Origin of the sequence: Bradyrhizobium sp. B025 (assembly GCF_042257955.1) — a bacterium.
Classification (GTDB): Bacteria; Pseudomonadota; Alphaproteobacteria; order Rhizobiales; family Xanthobacteraceae; genus Bradyrhizobium; species Bradyrhizobium diazoefficiens.
The window spans coordinates 1644163-1660332 of the sequence record NZ_CP170150.1 but is presented as its reverse complement, the minus strand read 5'-3'; the positions used below and the strand labels follow the sequence as shown (position 1 = coordinate 1660332).

At 65.2% G+C, this 16170-nt stretch carries 16 protein-coding genes; 6 read left to right on the top strand and 10 right to left on the bottom strand.

The genetic code is table 11. From position 1 onward, the window contains the following. The first annotated feature begins 228 nt into the window (after nucleotides 1–228). On the top strand, nucleotides 229–2370 hold the full coding sequence (gene flhA / locus ACE10W_RS07685) for a flagellar biosynthesis protein FlhA (RefSeq protein ID WP_038966504.1): 2142 nt from the start codon (nucleotides 229–231) through the stop codon (nucleotides 2368–2370). Between the two features lie 294 nt (nucleotides 2371–2664). Next, nucleotides 2665–2865 carry a hypothetical protein gene (locus tag ACE10W_RS07680; protein WP_011084994.1) on the top strand — a complete coding sequence of 67 codons (201 nt, stop codon included), beginning with the start codon at nucleotides 2665–2667 and terminating at the stop codon, nucleotides 2863–2865. 306 nt (nucleotides 2866–3171) lie between these two features. Here ACE10W_RS07680 and ACE10W_RS07675 read toward each other — a convergent pair whose 3' ends face one another. From ACE10W_RS07675 to fliI, 6 genes are all read right to left on the bottom strand, one after another. After that, nucleotides 3172–4392 (bottom strand): NAD(P)/FAD-dependent oxidoreductase, encoded by a 1221-nt coding sequence (locus tag ACE10W_RS07675; RefSeq protein WP_304550893.1) that lies wholly within the window; start codon nucleotides 4390–4392, stop codon nucleotides 3172–3174. A gap of 116 nt (nucleotides 4393–4508) precedes the next feature. Beyond that, entirely contained in the window at nucleotides 4509–5468 is a 960-nt protein-coding gene (locus tag ACE10W_RS07670) for an AraC family transcriptional regulator (RefSeq protein WP_304550892.1), read from the bottom strand. A 352-nt stretch (nucleotides 5469–5820) separates the two neighbouring features. After that, nucleotides 5821–6912 carry an anti-sigma factor domain-containing protein gene (locus ACE10W_RS07665; protein WP_304550891.1) on the bottom strand — a complete coding sequence of 364 codons (1092 nt, stop codon included), beginning with the start codon at nucleotides 6910–6912 and terminating at the stop codon, nucleotides 5821–5823. Nucleotides 6913–6949: 37 nt separating this feature from the next. After that, entirely contained in the window at nucleotides 6950–7495 is a 546-nt protein-coding gene (locus ACE10W_RS07660) for a sigma-70 family RNA polymerase sigma factor (RefSeq protein WP_011084991.1), read from the bottom strand. A 182-nt stretch (nucleotides 7496–7677) separates the two neighbouring features. Next, nucleotides 7678–8097 carry a flagellar export protein FliJ gene (gene fliJ, locus ACE10W_RS07655; RefSeq protein WP_011084990.1) on the bottom strand — a complete coding sequence of 140 codons (420 nt, stop codon included), beginning with the start codon at nucleotides 8095–8097 and terminating at the stop codon, nucleotides 7678–7680. Between the two features lie 120 nt (nucleotides 8098–8217). After that, nucleotides 8218–9543: a flagellar protein export ATPase FliI gene (gene fliI, locus ACE10W_RS07650; protein ID WP_060910703.1), complete on the bottom strand. Its 1326-nt coding sequence runs from the start codon at nucleotides 9541–9543 to the stop codon at nucleotides 8218–8220. A 449-nt stretch (nucleotides 9544–9992) separates the two neighbouring features. Here fliI and ctrA point away from each other — a divergent pair, with 449 nt between their 5' ends. From ctrA to ACE10W_RS07630, 4 genes are all read left to right on the top strand, one after another. After that, nucleotides 9993–10694, top strand: a complete 702-nt coding sequence (gene ctrA, locus ACE10W_RS07645) for a response regulator transcription factor CtrA (RefSeq protein WP_008138878.1) — start codon at nucleotides 9993–9995, stop codon at nucleotides 10692–10694. A 168-nt stretch (nucleotides 10695–10862) separates the two neighbouring features. Further along, a complete protein-coding gene (locus tag ACE10W_RS07640; RefSeq protein ID WP_161536234.1) occupies nucleotides 10863–11267 on the top strand; it encodes a DUF350 domain-containing protein in 405 nt (134 codons plus the stop codon). 1 nt (nucleotide 11268) lies between these two features. Beyond that, nucleotides 11269–11658, top strand: coding sequence for a hypothetical protein (locus tag ACE10W_RS07635; protein ID WP_304550890.1), 390 nt, complete (start codon nucleotides 11269–11271; stop codon nucleotides 11656–11658). 3 nt (nucleotides 11659–11661) lie between these two features. Continuing rightward, on the top strand, nucleotides 11662–12822 hold the full coding sequence (locus ACE10W_RS07630) for a glutathionylspermidine synthase family protein (protein ID WP_304550889.1): 1161 nt from the start codon (nucleotides 11662–11664) through the stop codon (nucleotides 12820–12822). 57 nt (nucleotides 12823–12879) lie between these two features. On the opposite strand, the gene ACE10W_RS07625 is transcribed toward ACE10W_RS07630, so the two are convergent. The 4 genes from ACE10W_RS07625 to ACE10W_RS07610 form a co-directional block, all read right to left on the bottom strand. Then, a complete protein-coding gene (locus ACE10W_RS07625) occupies nucleotides 12880–13275 on the bottom strand; it encodes a hypothetical protein (RefSeq protein ID WP_236842187.1) in 396 nt (131 codons plus the stop codon). A 336-nt stretch (nucleotides 13276–13611) separates the two neighbouring features. Further along, entirely contained in the window at nucleotides 13612–14484 is an 873-nt protein-coding gene (locus tag ACE10W_RS07620; RefSeq protein ID WP_304550888.1) for a protein-glutamate O-methyltransferase CheR, read from the bottom strand. Then, nucleotides 14481–15677, bottom strand: coding sequence for a chemotaxis response regulator protein-glutamate methylesterase (locus ACE10W_RS07615; protein ID WP_304550887.1), 1197 nt, complete (start codon nucleotides 15675–15677; stop codon nucleotides 14481–14483). Before ACE10W_RS07615 ends, ACE10W_RS07620 begins: the two co-directional genes overlap by 4 nt. Before the next feature lie 75 nt (nucleotides 15678–15752). Further along, nucleotides 15753–16118, bottom strand: a complete 366-nt coding sequence (locus tag ACE10W_RS07610; RefSeq protein WP_007600538.1) for a PleD family two-component system response regulator — start codon at nucleotides 16116–16118, stop codon at nucleotides 15753–15755. Between the last annotated feature and the right edge of the window lie 52 nt (nucleotides 16119–16170).

Genomic DNA, 16170 nt, shown 5'->3' with positions numbered 1-16170 from the left:
CGGAAGGCCGAAACACCCCGGTCTGACCTCCCGCCGCCCCTCGTTAACCCTTTGCTAACCATACACCCGGCAAGAATTGCCGGGTGAAGTCGAGTGTCGTCAGCCGCGTAAAACGGGAGGTCCCCCGTGGACGCCAGTGCGGTGCCTCACTTTCGGAACGGCGGCCCTTCGGCCGCCGCGCAGACGTTTGGGGCGCGCGGCCGGCAGTCGCGCGGGGAGGCAGCTACCATGGTCGACGTCACCGCGGGACAGGGCGTAGGGAGCACAAACGCCGGCGTCCCCACCCTCACCGAGATCGTCAACATCCTCAAGCGCGGCGACATCGCGCTGGCGCTCGGCATCCTCACCATCCTGGTGGTCCTGATCCTGCCGCTGCCCGCGATCGTGCTGGACCTGTTCCTGGCGATCTCGATCACGCTCTCGATCCTGATCCTGATGACGTCGCTGTTCATCCAGGCGCCGCTGGAATTCTCCGCCTTCCCGACCATCCTGCTGATCTCGACCATGCTGCGGCTGTCGCTCAACATGGCCTCGACCCGCCTGATCCTGTCGCACGGGCACGAGGGCACGGATGCCGCCGGTCACGTCATCGAAGCCTTCGGCAGCTTCGTGATGGGCGGCAATTTCGTCATCGGCATCATCGTCTTCGCCATCCTGATCATCGTCAACTTCGTCGTCATCACCAAGGGTTCGGGCCGCATCGCCGAAGTCGCCGCGCGCTTCCACCTCGACGCCATGCCCGGCAAGCAGATGGCGATCGACGCCGATCTCTCCGCCGGCCTGATCGACGAGAAGGTCGCCAAGGAGCGCCGCAAGGCGCTGGAGGACGAGAGCGGCTTCTTCGGCGCCATGGACGGTGCCTCGAAATTCGTCCGCGGCGACGCCATCGCCGGCCTTCTGATCGTCTTCATCAACGTCGTCGGCGGCATGATCATCGGCGTGGCGCAGCAGGGCCTGTCCTTCGCCGACGCCGGGCGCAGCTACACGCTGCTGACCGTCGGTGACGGCCTCGTCACCCAGGTGCCGGCGCTGATCGTCTCGACCGCGGCCGGCCTGCTGGTCTCCAAGGCCGGCGTCTCCGGCGCCGCCGACAAGGCCCTGATGAAGCAGTTCTCCGGCTATCCGCAGGCGCTCGCGATGTCCTCGGCCGTCATGCTGGTGCTGGCGGCGCTGCCGGGCATTCCGACCATTCCCTTCCTCGCGCTCGGCGCCGGTGCCGGCGCGCTGGCCTGGACCGCGCGCAACCGCAACCGCGCAACCGCCAAGGCTGACGAAATTGCCAAGGCCGCGCCCGCGGCCGGCATGCCCGGTGCGCCGGGCACCGCTGCGACCGAAGAGCCGATCTCCGCGGCGCTCAAGATCGACGACCTCAAGATCGAGCTCGGCTATGCGCTGCTGCCGCTCGTCAACGGCCCCGACGGCACCGACCGCCTCACCGAGCAGATCAAGGCGCTGCGCCGCTCGCTCGCGATCGAGATGGGCTTTGTGATGCCGGCGGTGCGCATCCTCGACAACGTCCAGCTCGAAGCCAACACCTACATCATCAAGATCAAGGAGGTCGACGCCGGCACCGGCAAGATCTGGCCGAACCAGTTCATGGTCATGGACCCCGGCGGCAGCCAGGTTCAGGTGCCCGGCATCCACACCACCGAGCCGACCTTCGGCCTGCCCGCGACCTGGGTCGATGCCAGCCTCAAGGAAGAGGCTTCGCTCAAGGGCTACACCGTGGTCGACGCCGCGACCGTGCTCTCGACCCACCTCACCGAGCTGCTCAAGGCCAACATGTCGGACCTGCTCTCCTATGGCGAGGTGCAGAAGCTGCTCAAGGAGCTGCCGAAGGAGCAGAGCGAGCTGGTCAAGGACATCGTCCCCGGACAGGTCACGGTCTCCGGAATCCAGCGCGTGCTGCAACTGCTGCTCGCCGAGCGCATCTCGATCCGCGATCTCTCCACCATCCTCGAGGGCATCGCCGACTCGCTCGCCTTCTCGCGCAATCCCGCCACCATGGTCGAGCACGTCCGTGCCCGCCTGGCGCGGCAGATCTGCGCGCAGAACACCTCCTACAACGGCTATCTGCCGCTGATCGCGCTGTCGGCGCGCTGGGAGCAGGCCTTCGCCGAATCCATCATCGGCCAGGGCGAAGAGCGCAGCCTCGCGATGCAGCCCTCGAAACTGTCGGAGTTCATGACCGCCGTACGCGAGGCCTTCGAGCGCGCCGCGCGCGAAGGCGAGGCGCCTGTGCTGGTCACCTCTGCGGCAATTCGTCCCTTCGTCCGCTCTCTCGTCGAGCGGTTCCGCGCTCAGACGACCGTGCTGTCGCAGGCTGAAATCCACCCCAGGGCGAGGTTGAAAACGGTCGGAAGCATCTGATTTGCCTTAAGAAGCCGTGTGTTTTTCGGCCACAGGCAAATGGTTTTTGAGTTCCTGGCGCCTTGTCGACCAGATGCGGAAAAGGCGTCTGACAAGCACATTACGACCTTGAAATAATTACGAAATTGCACGATGAAGGATCGTTTTTGATCGCGATCTTTCACGTCCTGTCACGCTCTTGTGATCGCCCCTTGGGAACGAATCCCCCCAATACTAGGTTGTTGGGCACCGGAAGCATGAACCTGCCCGAACAGGGTAGCGACTACTTCGGGTAGATGGCGGCAGGAGCCTTCCATGAACCACTCGATTTACAGCGCAGATCGCTCGACCCACCTGAAGATCGTGGTCGTAGCCCTCGTCGCAGGGATCGCGGTGGCAGGCTTCGGCATCACGGCACGCACGGGTTCGGACGAAGGTCTGACCCAGACGGCCCGCGTCATCAAGGCCGGCAAGCCGGTTGTTATCACCAGTTCGAACGCATCCCTCGTTCGCTAAGGAGATCTGACGAGTTTTTTGAATTCACGCGGCTCTTTACCAGCCCCCCAAAGTCGCCACGTGGATATGTAGACGACCCCAACCCCAAGTCGACTACAGAAAGCGCCCGCCCCCCACGGGCGCTTTCTCACGTCTGGGGTGATGTTTTTCACTGCGGATGTCACGCGGGATGCCGCCAAGACCACCGCTGTCATTCCCCGCGAAGGCGGGGAATCCAGTACGCCGCGGCTTCTCCGTATCCCCCTGCAGTCTCTGGAATACTGGATCGTCCGCCTTCGCGGACGATGACACCGGATATGTGGGACACTACCGCGCCCCATAAGTCGGCGGCGGCGCCTGCACGGTCGGGGCTGCGGCAGCGAACAGCTCGTCCTTGCTCCCGCTGAGCGGCGGATAGATGCGCTTGCGGTTGATGGTCTGCTTCGTCGCCTTCGCGGCCGCGCCGGTGGTGCGGACCTCGCGATCCCACCCCTCCGTATAGAGCGCGCCCCAACTGCCAAGATCGAGCACGGTGACGTACCAGTCGATCCGCAGCGGCAGCATCGGCAGGCCCAGGAGATCGGCCACGACATTGTGGCCGGCGAAGCGGCCCATGGGGCGGGCGAACTGGCAGGACATCACGGTGGGATGCAGTCCGTCGACCACGCTGGAGGCGACGTCGCCGGCCGCGAACACGCCAGGCAGATCGGCAACCCGCATGAACGGATCGACCAGAAGGCGCCCGAGGCGATCGCGCGCGCCTGGAAGGCTCGCGGCCAGCCGGCTCGCACGTAGCCCGGCGCACCAGATCACCGTCTGGGCCGGGATGAACTCGCCCGAGCTCAAGTGAACGCCGGCCGCCTCGACCGATGCGACACGCGCGCCAAGGCGTGTCTCGATGTCGAGCGCCGACAACGCCGTCTCGATGACGGGACGCGCGTGCGCGCCGATGGTAGCGCCGACCGTCGGATTCGGATCGACCAGGATGATGCGGCGGCTGCCGGTGATCCCGGCACGCGCCAGCCGGTCCGGCATCTCGGCCGCGACCTCGATGCCGGTAAAGCCGGCGCCGACCACCACGACCGTCGAACGCCCCGGCGACGGCACGCTGCGCCCGAGCGAGACGAGATGATCCTCGAGGCGCAGGGCCGCAATGTAGGTGTCGACGTCGAAGGCGTGGTCGGCAAGGCCCGGAATGTCGGGACGCGTCACCTCACTGCCGAGCGCAAGCACCAGCCGGTCATAGTCCAAGGTCTCCTCGCCGTCGCTCGTGACCAGCGAGATCTCGCGCCGTGCCGGATCGATGGCTTCGACCTCGCCGAGGCCGTGAGTGACGCCGATCGGATCGAGCAATTGCCCAAGCGGAAGCGCGACCTCGCTGAGGTCCACCTCGTAATTGCGCACCCGGATGTTGTGATAGGGATTGCGGTCGACGACGCGAATCTCGATGTCGCGGCCGGCAGCGCCGATCTCGTCGCGCTTGCGCGCAGCTCCGATGGCCGCCCACAGGCCTGCAAACCCGGCGCCGAGCACGACAATACGCGTCATGTCCGCCTACTGCGTTATCCCGAAGAATCGAGCGGTCTGCCCCGCGCAGGCAGATATAGCTCAATAGCCCCTGCCGACCAACTGCTGCGGCGCGCGCCGCTGCACAAGATCTCGGCTCACGCCTCGCGCAGTTCCGACGGCGTCGCGCCAAAGCGCTTGCGGAAGGCGCGGTTGAAATAGGACAGGTCGGAGAAGCCCGAGGAATGCGCGATGTCGCTGATCTTGCGCGTTCTCGCGCGGGGATCGCCGAGCAGCTTGCGCGCCAGCAACAGGCGCTGCTCCAGCACGAATTCGGTGAAGGTCGTGCCGGCCTGCTCGAACAGGCGCTGCGCCTGGCGCGGGCTTAGGCCCGAGCGCGTCGCAACTTCCGACAGGCAGAGATCGTTGCGGCCAAGCGCGGCCATCACGTCGGCGCGCATGAGATCGAGACGGGCCGCCGCCTGCCCACGGCCGCGCATAAGGCTTGCGTGCTCGGCATCGGTCCCGAGCAGGAGGCCGACGAGATCGACCATGTGCTGCGCGGTCAGGCGCTGGCCGACGGCGTCGAGATGCGGGCCGTGATTGGCGGCGAGCGCGTGGTAGCGGAAGATGGTTTCGGCGACCGCACCGTCGGCAAGCACTTGCGACAGCTTCTCCTCGGCGCGCGGATTGATGTCGAGCAGCGCGCGGCGCGGCATGCGGATGGTGGTGAAGCGATCCTCGTCGGTATGGCCGACGGTGCCGGTGATGCCCATGTCGACGAGCACCATCTGCGCGGGCGCAAGCTCCACGGTGTGGCCGTTCTGCCCGACGCGGACGAGGCCCGCATGGGCCGCGATCAGGACGAGATCGTCGCTGCCGTCGGCAAGGTGGCTCTGGGTGCGCGTATATTGCGCGGAGGCGCCTTCGGGAATGGCCAGCGCGATATTGTCGACCACGCTGATCTGGAGCCGGCAATCGATGCTGTCGCCATGGCTCGGCCCGATGTCGAAGCCGCAGGCCCCGAAGGCCCGATCGCGCCATTGTTCGAAGGCCGGACCAATCGGCAGGCCCGCATATTGGTGAACAAAGATGCCCGGCGTTTTCGCTGCATCCATTTGATTTCTCGCCCCTCTCCGGCACCATGATCGGCATGCGCCGCCTGAATTCCGGGGATTTGACGCCGCGAATTGCGGAGAGGTTCAAAGCGGGGCTGGATTTGGCCGGGCTTGTCGGAATGCGACAGCGGGGTGGACCGGGGCGACATGCGTCGATCAGGCGCTGCCGCGACGATGGTGACGCGCCCAATGCCTCTAAGCGTCGTCCTGGACCAGCGAGCGGAGCGAGCGCCGATCCAGGACCCATTACCACAGGATTGTGCGGTTGCTCGCCCGTGCGGCCACAGCTCACTCTTGCAACAAGCTCTTGGGGTAATGGGTCCTGGCTTCCGCCAGGACGACGATGGAAAATCTACTTCTTCGCCGGCGCCTGCGGCTGAGACGGCGGCACGGTCTCGATCAGCCTGCCGGTAAATACCGGCGCCGAGGTCGGCTGGCCGTTGGGCGAGCCGCCGGCCTGCTCGACGGTGACGGCGTAGGTCGCGCCGTTGACGACGTCGGCATCGTAGGAGGCGAGCAGCGGACGCGCGGTGAATTCGCCGCCGCCGATCACGCCGAGCGAGCGCGGGCGCGGCAGCTTGTCGGAGATCAGCCAGAGCTCGAAGCTCTTGCCGGGCTCCGGCGTCGCGCCGACCTTGCGCACGGTGAAATTCCGTGTCGCGCCGTCGATGGTGAGGATGAAGGCCGGGCCGCCGGCCTGGCCCTGCAACAGCGCGACATATTGCGCGGACGCCGCGAGCGGCGCCGGTGTCTTCACCTCGACCGTCTGGATGCGCGGTGCGGGACGCAAGCCGCCCGGCAGCGCATCGGGCAGGAAGATCTGAAGCGACAGCGTCACCAGCAACGCTGCCGCGAGCGCGCCGACGGCGGATGCGATCGTGCGCCAGCGCTTCACGCGGCGCTCGAGCCGGATCACATTGGTGTTGTCCACGACCGGCGCCGGCGGCGCGCGCGCGACGTCCGGATCGGGCGCATGGACCTGCGGCATGAAGATCGGCGCGACGTCGGGAAGCGCATCGGACGGCGGTCGCGCGGCTTCGGATTGCGCGGCTTCGGGCTGAGCTGTTTCGGTCTGCGCTGCTTCGGGAGGCAGCGGCTCCGGTTGCTCCGTGCGGTCCGATGACGTTTCCGGCGTGACGGCTTCGAACGAGGACGACGCCGGTACAGGTGGCGGCGGCGGCGAGGCTTCGGACAGCGCCGGGGGCTCCTGCGCGAAAGCCGTCCGCGCGAGCTCGGACCTGATGTTCTCCCACACGATCGGACGCGGCTCGATCGTGCCGACCATCTGGTTGAGGACGCCGAGCCGGTAGGCCCAGGCCTGCACGACATCGGCGAACGCCTTGTCCACCGCCATCATGGTCTCGACCTGCGCGCGCTCATCGGCGTCGAGCGTACCGAGCGCATACTCCGCGGCGAGCGCGATATGGTCCTCCGTGTAGGCCATCACTTGCAGTCCAGAACCACCCTCACAGCATAAACCCTCATAAACCGAGGCACTCGCGGATATCCAACATGCTGCGCCGCAGCCACGTCTTCACCGTATTGACGGGCGCGGCGAATTTCTCCGCCAATTGCTCGCGGCTCCAGCCGTTGTAATAGGCGAGAAGCACGAGCCTCTGACGGTCCGGCTCGAGCCGGCCGATACATTCCAGGAGCCGCTTCAGCTCCTCGGTCATCTCCCGGCGCGCCAGCGGATCGGGACTGTCGGCCGCAACCTCCATCGCCTGAGGCTCTTCCTCGATGGAGACTTCCGACTTCTTGCGCACGATATCGATCGCACGGTTGCGCGCGATCGACGCCATCCACGTGATCGGCGAGGACAGAGCCGGATTGAACTGGCCGGCGCTGTTCCAGATCTTGACGTAGGTCTCCTGAATGACCTCCTCTGCGAGATCCTGCCGACGCAAGATACGGAGCACGACGCCATAGAGTTTCGCGCGCGTGGCGACGTAAAGGCGCTCGAACGCGGCCTGATCGCCCTTCGCCACCGCCTCAATCAGCCCGACCAGCTCTGCTGGCGTCAGCATTCAGCCCCCCAACGCGTAGGCTCAGGCGCGTTCCGCGCAGGCCCCCGGCACTGCACCACCATAGCGCGCGGCCAAGCCGACCACCAAGGGGCGTGGCGCCACGCTGTGGACAGCGCATACGAAAACCCGGACCTTGCGGGTCCGGGTTTCGCGAATTTTCGGCGGTTCTTGCTGCTAGCGCCTCAGGCGACAGCGCCGATGCGAGCCCGCATCAGGCCGATGCTGTCGAGGTCGGCCTGCTCGCGGGCGTTTTCCTCGGCGCGTTCGCGGGCCTGGTCGCGCTCGTCGAGGAGCTCGACCTTCTTCAGCTCCTCGAAGGCCTCGGCCAGTGCGGCCTTGGCTTCGTCGAGCTGGCCCTTGAGCTCGTCGGCCGAGCGGGTCAGGTTCTCGCGGCGCTGGATCGCGGCCTTGGCATAGGTCGGATAGGCGAAGTGCGAGGGATCGTTGATCCCGGCACGCTCCTGCTCGGTCTGGATCTCGCGTTCGAGATCGACCGACATCCGCTGGAAGTCGGCGATCATGGTCTCGATCTGGGTGACCCGGCGGCGCTTCTCGTCGACCTGAAACTTCTTCAGGCGAATGAGGGTATCACGTGACTTCATCGACTCGTACTCCCCAGAAGTCCCCTGGCTGCACGTGGGACAACACCGTCTCCCCACAGGCCCAATTGGGGCCAAAACCGGCTCTGCTACTCTGTGGGATCGGATGATGACCTGACAAAGTTAGCGTTCCGTTTCCAAATTACCGAGGATTTGCGCCAACTGGCGGTAACCGTCCGCCAATGAGGCATTTTCGTCCTTGCGCTGGCGCAGGAAGGCTTCCAGGGGTTCGTGCAGCCGGATCGCCTCGTCGACCTCGGGGCTGGAGCCGGCCCGGTAGGCGCCAAGCCGGATCAATTCCTCCATGTCGGCATAGGTCGCCATCACTTGGCGCGCCTTCTGGATGGTCGGCCAGAACTCCGGATCGGCCGATTTCGGCATGGTGCGGGAGACGGATTTGAGGATGTTGATGGCGGGGTAGCGGCCGCGCTCGGCGATCGAGCGCTGCATCACGATGTGGCCGTCGAGGATGCCGCGGACGGCGTCGGCGATCGGCTCGTTGTGGTCGTCGCCGTCGACCAGCACCGTGAAGATCGCGGTGATCGCGCCCTCCCCCAGGCCCGGTCCGGCACGCTCCAACAGCTTCGGCAACTCGGTGAACACGGTCGGCGTATAGCCCTTGGCGGTCGGCGGCTCGCCCGCGGACAGGCCGATCTCGCGCTGGGCCATGGCAAAGCGCGTCACCGAGTCCATCAGGCAGAGGACGTCCTTGTCCTCGTCGCGAAAATATTCGGCGACCGCGAGCGTCAGATAGGCGGCCTGGCGGCGCATCAGCGCCGGCTCGTCGGAGGTCGCCACCACGACGACGGAGCGCGCCAGGCCCTCCTCGCCGAGATCATCCTGCAAGAACTCCTGAACCTCGCGGCCGCGCTCGCCGATCAGCCCGATGACGCTGACGGCGGCGTCCACGTTGCGTGCCAGCATCGAGAGCAGCACCGATTTGCCGACGCCGGAGCCCGCGAAGATGCCCATGCGCTGGCCGCGGCAGCAGGTGAGGAACGTGTTCATCGCGCGCACGCCGAGATCGAGCGGGCTACCTACGCGCTTGCGCGAATGCGCCGGCGGCGGCGTATTGCGGAACGGCATCGGCGAGGACCCCTGCGGCAACGGCCCCTTGCCGTCGATGGGCTCGCCCAGCGCATTGACGACACGGCCGAGCCAGGCCGCCGAGGGCCGCACCTGATTGGCGGCATTGGCGATGACCGCCTTGCAGCCGCGGCGCACGCCGTCGAGACCGGCGAACGGCATCACGACAGCATTGTTGCCGGAGAAGCCGATCACCTCGCAGGGGATGGAACGGTTGGCGCCGGTTTCGATCACGAGCCGCGCGCCGACCGACATCGCATGGATCGGGCCGGCCACCTCGACCATCAGGCCGCGCACACCGACCACACGGCCATAGATATTGACGCCGTCGATGTCGCCGATCTGTTCGGCCAGAGCCTTCATCGGTGGGCCTTCATAAGCGGCGCGCCTTCATAGGAGGGGCCTTCATAAGGTGGTCGTCGTCGTGATCCCCGGGCCTTCACGGGGAAACTCTTAAGTTTCGCCATATTTCTGAACGGCGCTTAACTTCGTGTTTACCCGCATCGTTAATCATTGCGTCACTGTCTTTGTGACTGAGCGTGACTCCCCTTCAGAAGAAGGCTGAGTCGCGGGAGTCGGTTAGGCCCGTCTCTTAAAGTGGAACTTGAACGGAGCCGGATAACGAAAGCTGCTTCCTGCGCAAGACCTTAGGGCGATTCGACAAAAATTGCACCGGGGGGACTTGCGTTCCAGAATCAGGATTTGTTAACCATCTGTTGTCAGGATCCGAATCAGTTGTTCAAAGGCGTTTTGTTGAGTGCCGCGAATGCGGCCGACCTGACGCCCAGGAGCGGCGACTATGGGGAACTGGCATGCGCGTTTTGCTGATTGAAGATGACAGCGCCGTCGCGCAGTCGATCGAGCTGATGCTGAAGTCTGAGAGCTTCAACGTCTATACGACCGATTTGGGGGAAGAAGGCGTCGATCTCGGTAAATTATACGATTACGACATTATCCTTCTCGACCTCAACCTGCCTGACATGTCCGGCTATGACGTGCTCAAGCAACTCCGGGTCTCCAAGATCAAGACCCCGATTCTGATCCTCTCCGGCCTCGCCGGCATCGAGGACAAGGTCAAGGGTCTCGGCGTCGGCGCCGACGACTACATGACCAAGCCCTTCCACAAGGACGAGCTGGTGGCCCGCATCCACGCGATCGTGCGCCGCTCCAAGGGACATGCCCAGTCGGTCATCCAGACCGGCGACCTCGTCGTCAACCTCGACACCAAGACGGTCGAAGTCGGCGGCCAGCGCGTGCATCTGACCGGCAAGGAATACCAGATGCTGGAGCTCCTCTCGCTCCGCAAGGGCACGACCCTCACCAAGGAAATGTTCCTCAACCACCTCTATGGCGGCATGGACGAGCCCGAGCTGAAGATCATCGACGTCTTCATCTGCAAGCTCCGCAAGAAGCTCGCCAACGCCTCCGAAGGCCGCAACTTCATCGAGACCGTGTGGGGCCGCGGCTACGTGCTGCGCGAGCCGCACGAGCACGAAGAGCGCATTCCCGCCTGATCCTGGGTTTACGTCGCGAGCCGCAGGGCTTGCTCCTCCCAGCCTGGACCCCGCCGCAAATGGCGGGGTTTTGTTTTTTGGGGACGCTAACGCGGCTTCGTCGCCGTCCCGCCGTTGAACCGCTATCCTCCCCCCGCCGACGAATGGTCGCTGCACGATGGGGGAACGATGATCCTGCAATCACTCGCCGGCCTGCCCGCCTTCCTGGTCTATTTCTGCACCGGGCTGATCGCGATCGTGGCGTATCTGTTCGTCTACACCCGCATCACCCCGTACAACGAGTTCCAGCTCATCCGCGACAACGAGCCGGCGGCGGCGATCTCGCTGGGCCTCAGCCTGCTCGGCTTCGTGGCCCCGCTGATCAGCGCGATCGCGCATTCGGCCAATGTGCTGGACTGCCTGATCTGGGCGGCCATCGCGCTGATCGTCCAGATCATCGTGTTCTTTCTCGTGAAGGTCCCGGTGCCGAACCTGTCGACGCGGATCGCCGCCGGCGAGCTTGCCCCCGCGATCTGGCTCGGGCTGTCCTCGCTCGCCGCGGGCCTGTTGAACGCCGCCTGCATGATCTACTGACATGGCCGACAAACGCTCCAGCAGGGAGTTCGGGAAACGCCGGCCGGTGTCGCCGACACCGCGGGCGCCGGTGAAGCGCTCCGGCCATGTCGCGCTCCTGGTGATGGGCACGATCGCGGTCGGCACCACCGCCTACACGCTGATGCCGCGGCAGACTTGCGAGCCCTCTCCTCCCGGGACGGATCCGGCGGTGCAGACGAGCACCGCGTGCAGCAGCAGAAGCAGCTCTTCAGGCGGCAGCAGCGGCTCGGGCTCATCGTCGCGCTCGAGCTTCTTCAGCAGCGATTCCTCCAGCCATTCTTCGTCGAGCACGTCATCCGACTCGGGCCACAGCAGCGTGAGCCGCGGCGGCTTCGGCTCGTTTGGCCATGGCTTCTCGGGCGGTGGCTGATCCATGCGACGCATCATCTGTCTCGAGCGAGACGACTGGCGACAAACCGCAGCGCAATGCGGCTTCGTCTTCCACACCATCGACGGCGAACGCTATTGGGACGAACGCGCCTATTACGCCTTCACGCTCGACGAGATCGAGCGCGGCATCGAGACGCCAACCGGCGAGATCGACGCGATGTGCCTCGAGCTTGCCGGTCGCATCATCGGCGACGAGCGCCATCTGCAGCGCTTGAAGATTCCGGAGGCATTCTGGAGCCTGATCGCCGAGAGCTGGGAGCGGGACGACCGCAGCCTCTACGGCCGGCTCGACCTGAAGTTCGACGGCAAGGGGCCGGCAAAGCTGCTCGAATACAACGCGGACACGCCGACCTCGATCTTCGAGGCCGCCGTCTTCCAATGGACCTGGCTCGAACAAGCGATCGAACGCCGTATCGTCCCGGTGCGCGCCGACCAGTTCAACTCCATCCACGAGCGGCTGATCGAAGCCTGGAAAGAGATTGCCGCAGGCCGCCATGTCCATCTCACCGGCACCACCGGCAATGAGGAGGACGCCGGCACGCTGGCCTATCTCGAAGACACCGCGCGCCAGGCGGGGCTTTCGACCACGCTGCTCGACATTGAAGCGATCGGCTGGCGTGACGAGGCTGGCGGCTTCGTCGATCTCGACGATCGCGACATCGCACTCGCCTTCAAGCTCTATCCCTGGGAATGGATGTTTCACGACGCCTTCGGCGCAAAGCTCGAGGGCGCGCCGACGCGCTGGATCGAGCCGCCGTGGAAGGCGGTGCTCTCCAACAAGGGCATCCTGCCGCTGCTCTGGGAGATGTTTCCGAACCATCCTAACCTGCTGCCGGCCTTCTTCGAGGACGATGTGCGGGCAGCAGAGCTCGGCAGCTCCTATGTGCGCAAGCCGCTGCTGTCGCGCGAAGGCGCCAATGTCACGCTGGTGTCCGGCGGAACGCCGCTCGACGAGCACGCAGGTCCTTATGGTGCAGAAGGCTTCGTGCGGCAGGCGCTCTCGCCACTGCCGAACTTCTCGGGCTTCTATCCGGTGATCGGAAGCTGGCTGGTGAACCACGAACCCTGCGGCCTGTCGATCCGCGAAGACGAGAGTCCGATCACCGGCAACGGCTCGCGTTTTCTTCCGCATGCGATCTTGTGAAATGCGCTCGCGACGCCGTCGGCAAGGGCACGCGAGCGCGAAGGTCCTGGTGTCGGCTCAGGGCGTCTTGACGATGAATCGTCCGTCGTACAGGAAGGCGCCCTTGAACCCACTTTGCACACTTTCGAAGCCGCCAGTGCCTGTCGCGTTTGCGTACGTTCCGGTGCCCGACAGGATCGTATATTCGCCCTTTGCCTTACCGTCCTTGATCGCACCGGCGTAGCGCGCCGTGATCGAGGAGCCATCGTCGAAGGTGTAGGTGCTGTAGCCGAACATGGGCCCCGAGCCCTTGAGCAAATCACTGGAGTTGACGAAGTCCTTCACGGCGATGCGGCCATCCTTGAAAAAGGCAACGCCAAACATCTTGCCGGACATGACCGTCTGACCTTCAACATTCGCGACCTCGGTGACCTTGACGTCCACCGGCCTGGTGACGAGCTTGAATTCGAGCACTTGCTCACCAGCGCGAGCAGTCGTGGGCAACGAAAGCGCAACCAACAGAAAGTACGAGGCACAAGCTATTCGCATGGTGTGTCCTCCTCAAATCCGTTCATGATGGAATGGGGTCCCGCGTCCGCGGGACCCTCGGCAGCATAGCAGGTCTTTCAGATGCTGGTCAGGGTCACGACCGTGCTGCATCGCGGCGCGAGGTCTATTGCGCGGTAGCGGAGTAACTCGCAGGGCTCAAACGCTCGTGAAGCGTCGCGCACAATGACGGAAGATATCTCGTCAGATGTTGTCGATCGTTCGCAACGACGGCGCTCTCTCAGAGCGCCTGTCATTCGGCAATCACCGCGCCGCGGCGATCTTCAGCGGCTGCGGCATCAGTCCGCCCATGGGGCGGCCGGAGCGCGCCGGGTTGAGCTGATAGAGACCGCGGCGCTCAGTGATGGGACGGAACGCATCGGTGATGCCGACGACGGATTCGGCGGCGCCAAGCAGCAGCGTGCCGTCGGCTTCCAGCCCCTTCGCCATGCGCTCGAAGATCACCGCCTTGCTATCCTGGTCGAAATAGATCAACACGTTGCGGCAGAAGATCACGTCGAACGTGCCGAGATGGGAAAAGTCCTGCAACAGATTGAGCTGGCGGAACTGCACCATCGCGCGAATGTCGGCATTGAGCTGCCAGAGCTCGCCGACTTGCGTGAAGTACTTCATCAGGTGCTGGATCGGCAGGCCGCGCTGCACCTCGAACTGGCTGTAGACGCCGGCCTTGGATTTCTCCAGCACCTCCTGCGACAGGTCGGTCGCGACGATCTCGACGCGCCAGCCGGCCAGGGCCGCGCCCATCTCCTTCACGCACATCGCGATCGAATAGGGCTCCTGCCCTGTCGACGACGCCGCCGACCAGATGCGCAGCGACTTGCGCGCAGCGCGCGCCTGGATCAGGCCCGGCAGGATGGTCTCGCGCAGATGATCGAACGGAATCTTGTCGCGGTAGAAGAAGGTCTCGTTGGTGGTCATCGCTTCGACCACGTCGGTCGCAAGCCGGCCATCGCCGTTCCTGATCTTCAGCACGAGATCGGGGATGCCGGGCAGGCTCGCCTTGCGGGCGAGCGGCAGCAGCCGGCTCTCGACCAGATACTGCTTGTCGGCGGAGAGATCGAGGCCGGAGCGCTCCTTCAGGAACTTGCGCAGATACTCGTAGTCAACCGGCGTCACGAGCGGTCTCCCGCGAACAGGCGGTTGACCTTGGCGCCGATCTGGTTGAGCGGCAGGATCGCCGCGCAGATGCCGGCATTTGCCGCCGCGCCCGGCATGCCCCAGACGACGCTGGAGGCTTCATCCTGTGCGATGACGCTGCCGCCGGCGGCAACGATGTCCTTGCCGCCGCGCATGCCGTCCGAGCCCATGCCCGTCAGGATCACGGAGAGGATGGCGCCGTGCCAGATGTCGATGGCGGAGGTGAAGAGCGGATCGACCGCGGGCTTGCAGAAATTGACGGCGGGGCCGTCGTCGAGCGCGATCGCCACGTCCGCACCGCTGCGCACCACGCGCATGTGCTTGCCGCCGGGCGCGAGATAGATCCGTCCCGGCTTCACCGGCTCGCCGTCGACCGCCTCGGCTGCCGGCCGGCGGCTCGAACGCGCCAGATGCTCGGCAAGAATGGTGGTGAAGGTCGGCGGCATGTGCTGGGTGATCAGCACCGGGAAGCGGTCGATCACCGGGCCGAGCTCGGTGACGAGAGCCATCAGTGCCTGCGGGCCGCCGGTCGAGGAGCCGATCAGCAGCACCTTGGGGGCCTGGGTCGAGAACGGGCGCGTGGACAGCGCCCCCGGCGACAGGGCATTGGCGGCCGGTGCAGGCGCGGCGGGCCGCGCGACAACCGGTGCAGCACGTGCAGCCGGAGCGGGGCTCGCAGGCGCCAGCGGCGGGCTCGCAACCGCGGCCTTCCGGCGCAGCCGTGCACCGAGGTGACGGATCTTCTGGATCAGATCGTGATGGAAGGTGTCCGCGGCCGACGCTTCGCGCGTCGATTCCGGCTTCGGAATGTAGTCGGCCGCGCCGAGCGAGAGCGCCTTGAAGCTGATCTCCGCGTTGCGGCGCGTCAGCGTCGAGGCCATGATGATGACGAGATCGCGCTTCTTGGCCAGCAATTGCGGCAGCGCGGAGATGCCGTCGAGCTCGGGCATTTCGATGTCGAGCACGGCAACATCAGGGTTGATGCGTTCGAGCTGGTTGACCGCCTCGAGCCCGGTACGCAGCGAGGCTGCGACCTCCATGTCGTGCTCGGCACCGACCCAGCGCGAGATCAGACCGCGGATGACGACGGAGTCATCGACGATCATCACCCGCAGCGGTCCCGCTTCACGCGACGAACCCGAGGTCGAATTACCTGCGAACGCAACACTCATTACTCACCAACTCAGACTGAAACGGTTCAGTTGAAAACAAACGCCGAAGGAGCCGTTCAGCCTCCGGACGGTCGCTCAGATCAGGCCGACTTCCTGGAACTTCGCCGTCACGATGTCCTTGTCGAAGGGCTTCATGATGTACTCGTTGGCGCCGGCATGAAGCGCACGCGCGATGTGCGCAACGTCGTTCTCGGTGGTGCAGAACACCACCTTGGGCTGGTCGCCGCCGGGCATGCGCCGGAGATGGCCGAGGAACTCGTAGCCGTCCATGACAGGCATGTTCCAGTCCAGCAGCACCGCGTCGGGCAAGCCGCGCTTGCAGGCCTCCAGCGCCTTCTCACCGTCCTCGGCTTCGAGGATCTGGAAGTCGAGGCCCTCCAGGATCCGGCGCGCGACCTTGCGGATGACGCTGGAATCATCAACGACGAGACAAGTGCGCATGTGAACCTCTGCTTCCTGTCCCCTTCGCGGGGACACTTCCAATTGCAAGTCC

What these genes read in the sequence shown, in the direction of transcription:
- ACE10W_RS07680 (WP_011084994.1), top strand. Translation starts at nt 2,665, where the DNA reads ATGAACCACTCGATTTACAGCGCAGATCGCTCGACCCACCTGAAGATC.
- ACE10W_RS07665 (WP_304550891.1), bottom strand. Translation starts at nt 6,912, where the DNA reads ATGGCCTACACGGAGGACCATATCGCGCTCGCCGCGGAGTATGCGCTC.
- ctrA (WP_008138878.1), top strand. Translation starts at nt 9,993, where the DNA reads ATGCGCGTTTTGCTGATTGAAGATGACAGCGCCGTCGCGCAGTCGATC.
- ACE10W_RS07630 (WP_304550889.1), top strand. Translation starts at nt 11,662, where the DNA reads ATGCGACGCATCATCTGTCTCGAGCGAGACGACTGGCGACAAACCGCA.
- fliI (WP_060910703.1), bottom strand. Translation starts at nt 9,543, where the DNA reads ATGAAGGCTCTGGCCGAACAGATCGGCGACATCGACGGCGTCAATATC.
- fliJ (WP_011084990.1), bottom strand. Translation starts at nt 8,097, where the DNA reads ATGAAGTCACGTGATACCCTCATTCGCCTGAAGAAGTTTCAGGTCGAC.
- ACE10W_RS07615 (WP_304550887.1), bottom strand. Translation starts at nt 15,677, where the DNA reads ATGAGTGTTGCGTTCGCAGGTAATTCGACCTCGGGTTCGTCGCGTGAA.
- ACE10W_RS07675 (WP_304550893.1), bottom strand. Translation starts at nt 4,392, where the DNA reads ATGACGCGTATTGTCGTGCTCGGCGCCGGGTTTGCAGGCCTGTGGGCG.
- ACE10W_RS07670 (WP_304550892.1), bottom strand. Translation starts at nt 5,468, where the DNA reads ATGGATGCAGCGAAAACGCCGGGCATCTTTGTTCACCAATATGCGGGC.
- ACE10W_RS07660 (WP_011084991.1), bottom strand. Translation starts at nt 7,495, where the DNA reads ATGCTGACGCCAGCAGAGCTGGTCGGGCTGATTGAGGCGGTGGCGAAG.
- ACE10W_RS07635 (WP_304550890.1), top strand. Translation starts at nt 11,269, where the DNA reads ATGGCCGACAAACGCTCCAGCAGGGAGTTCGGGAAACGCCGGCCGGTG.
- ACE10W_RS07610 (WP_007600538.1), bottom strand. Translation starts at nt 16,118, where the DNA reads ATGCGCACTTGTCTCGTCGTTGATGATTCCAGCGTCATCCGCAAGGTC.
- flhA (WP_038966504.1), top strand. Translation starts at nt 229, where the DNA reads ATGGTCGACGTCACCGCGGGACAGGGCGTAGGGAGCACAAACGCCGGC.
- ACE10W_RS07640 (WP_161536234.1), top strand. Translation starts at nt 10,863, where the DNA reads ATGATCCTGCAATCACTCGCCGGCCTGCCCGCCTTCCTGGTCTATTTC.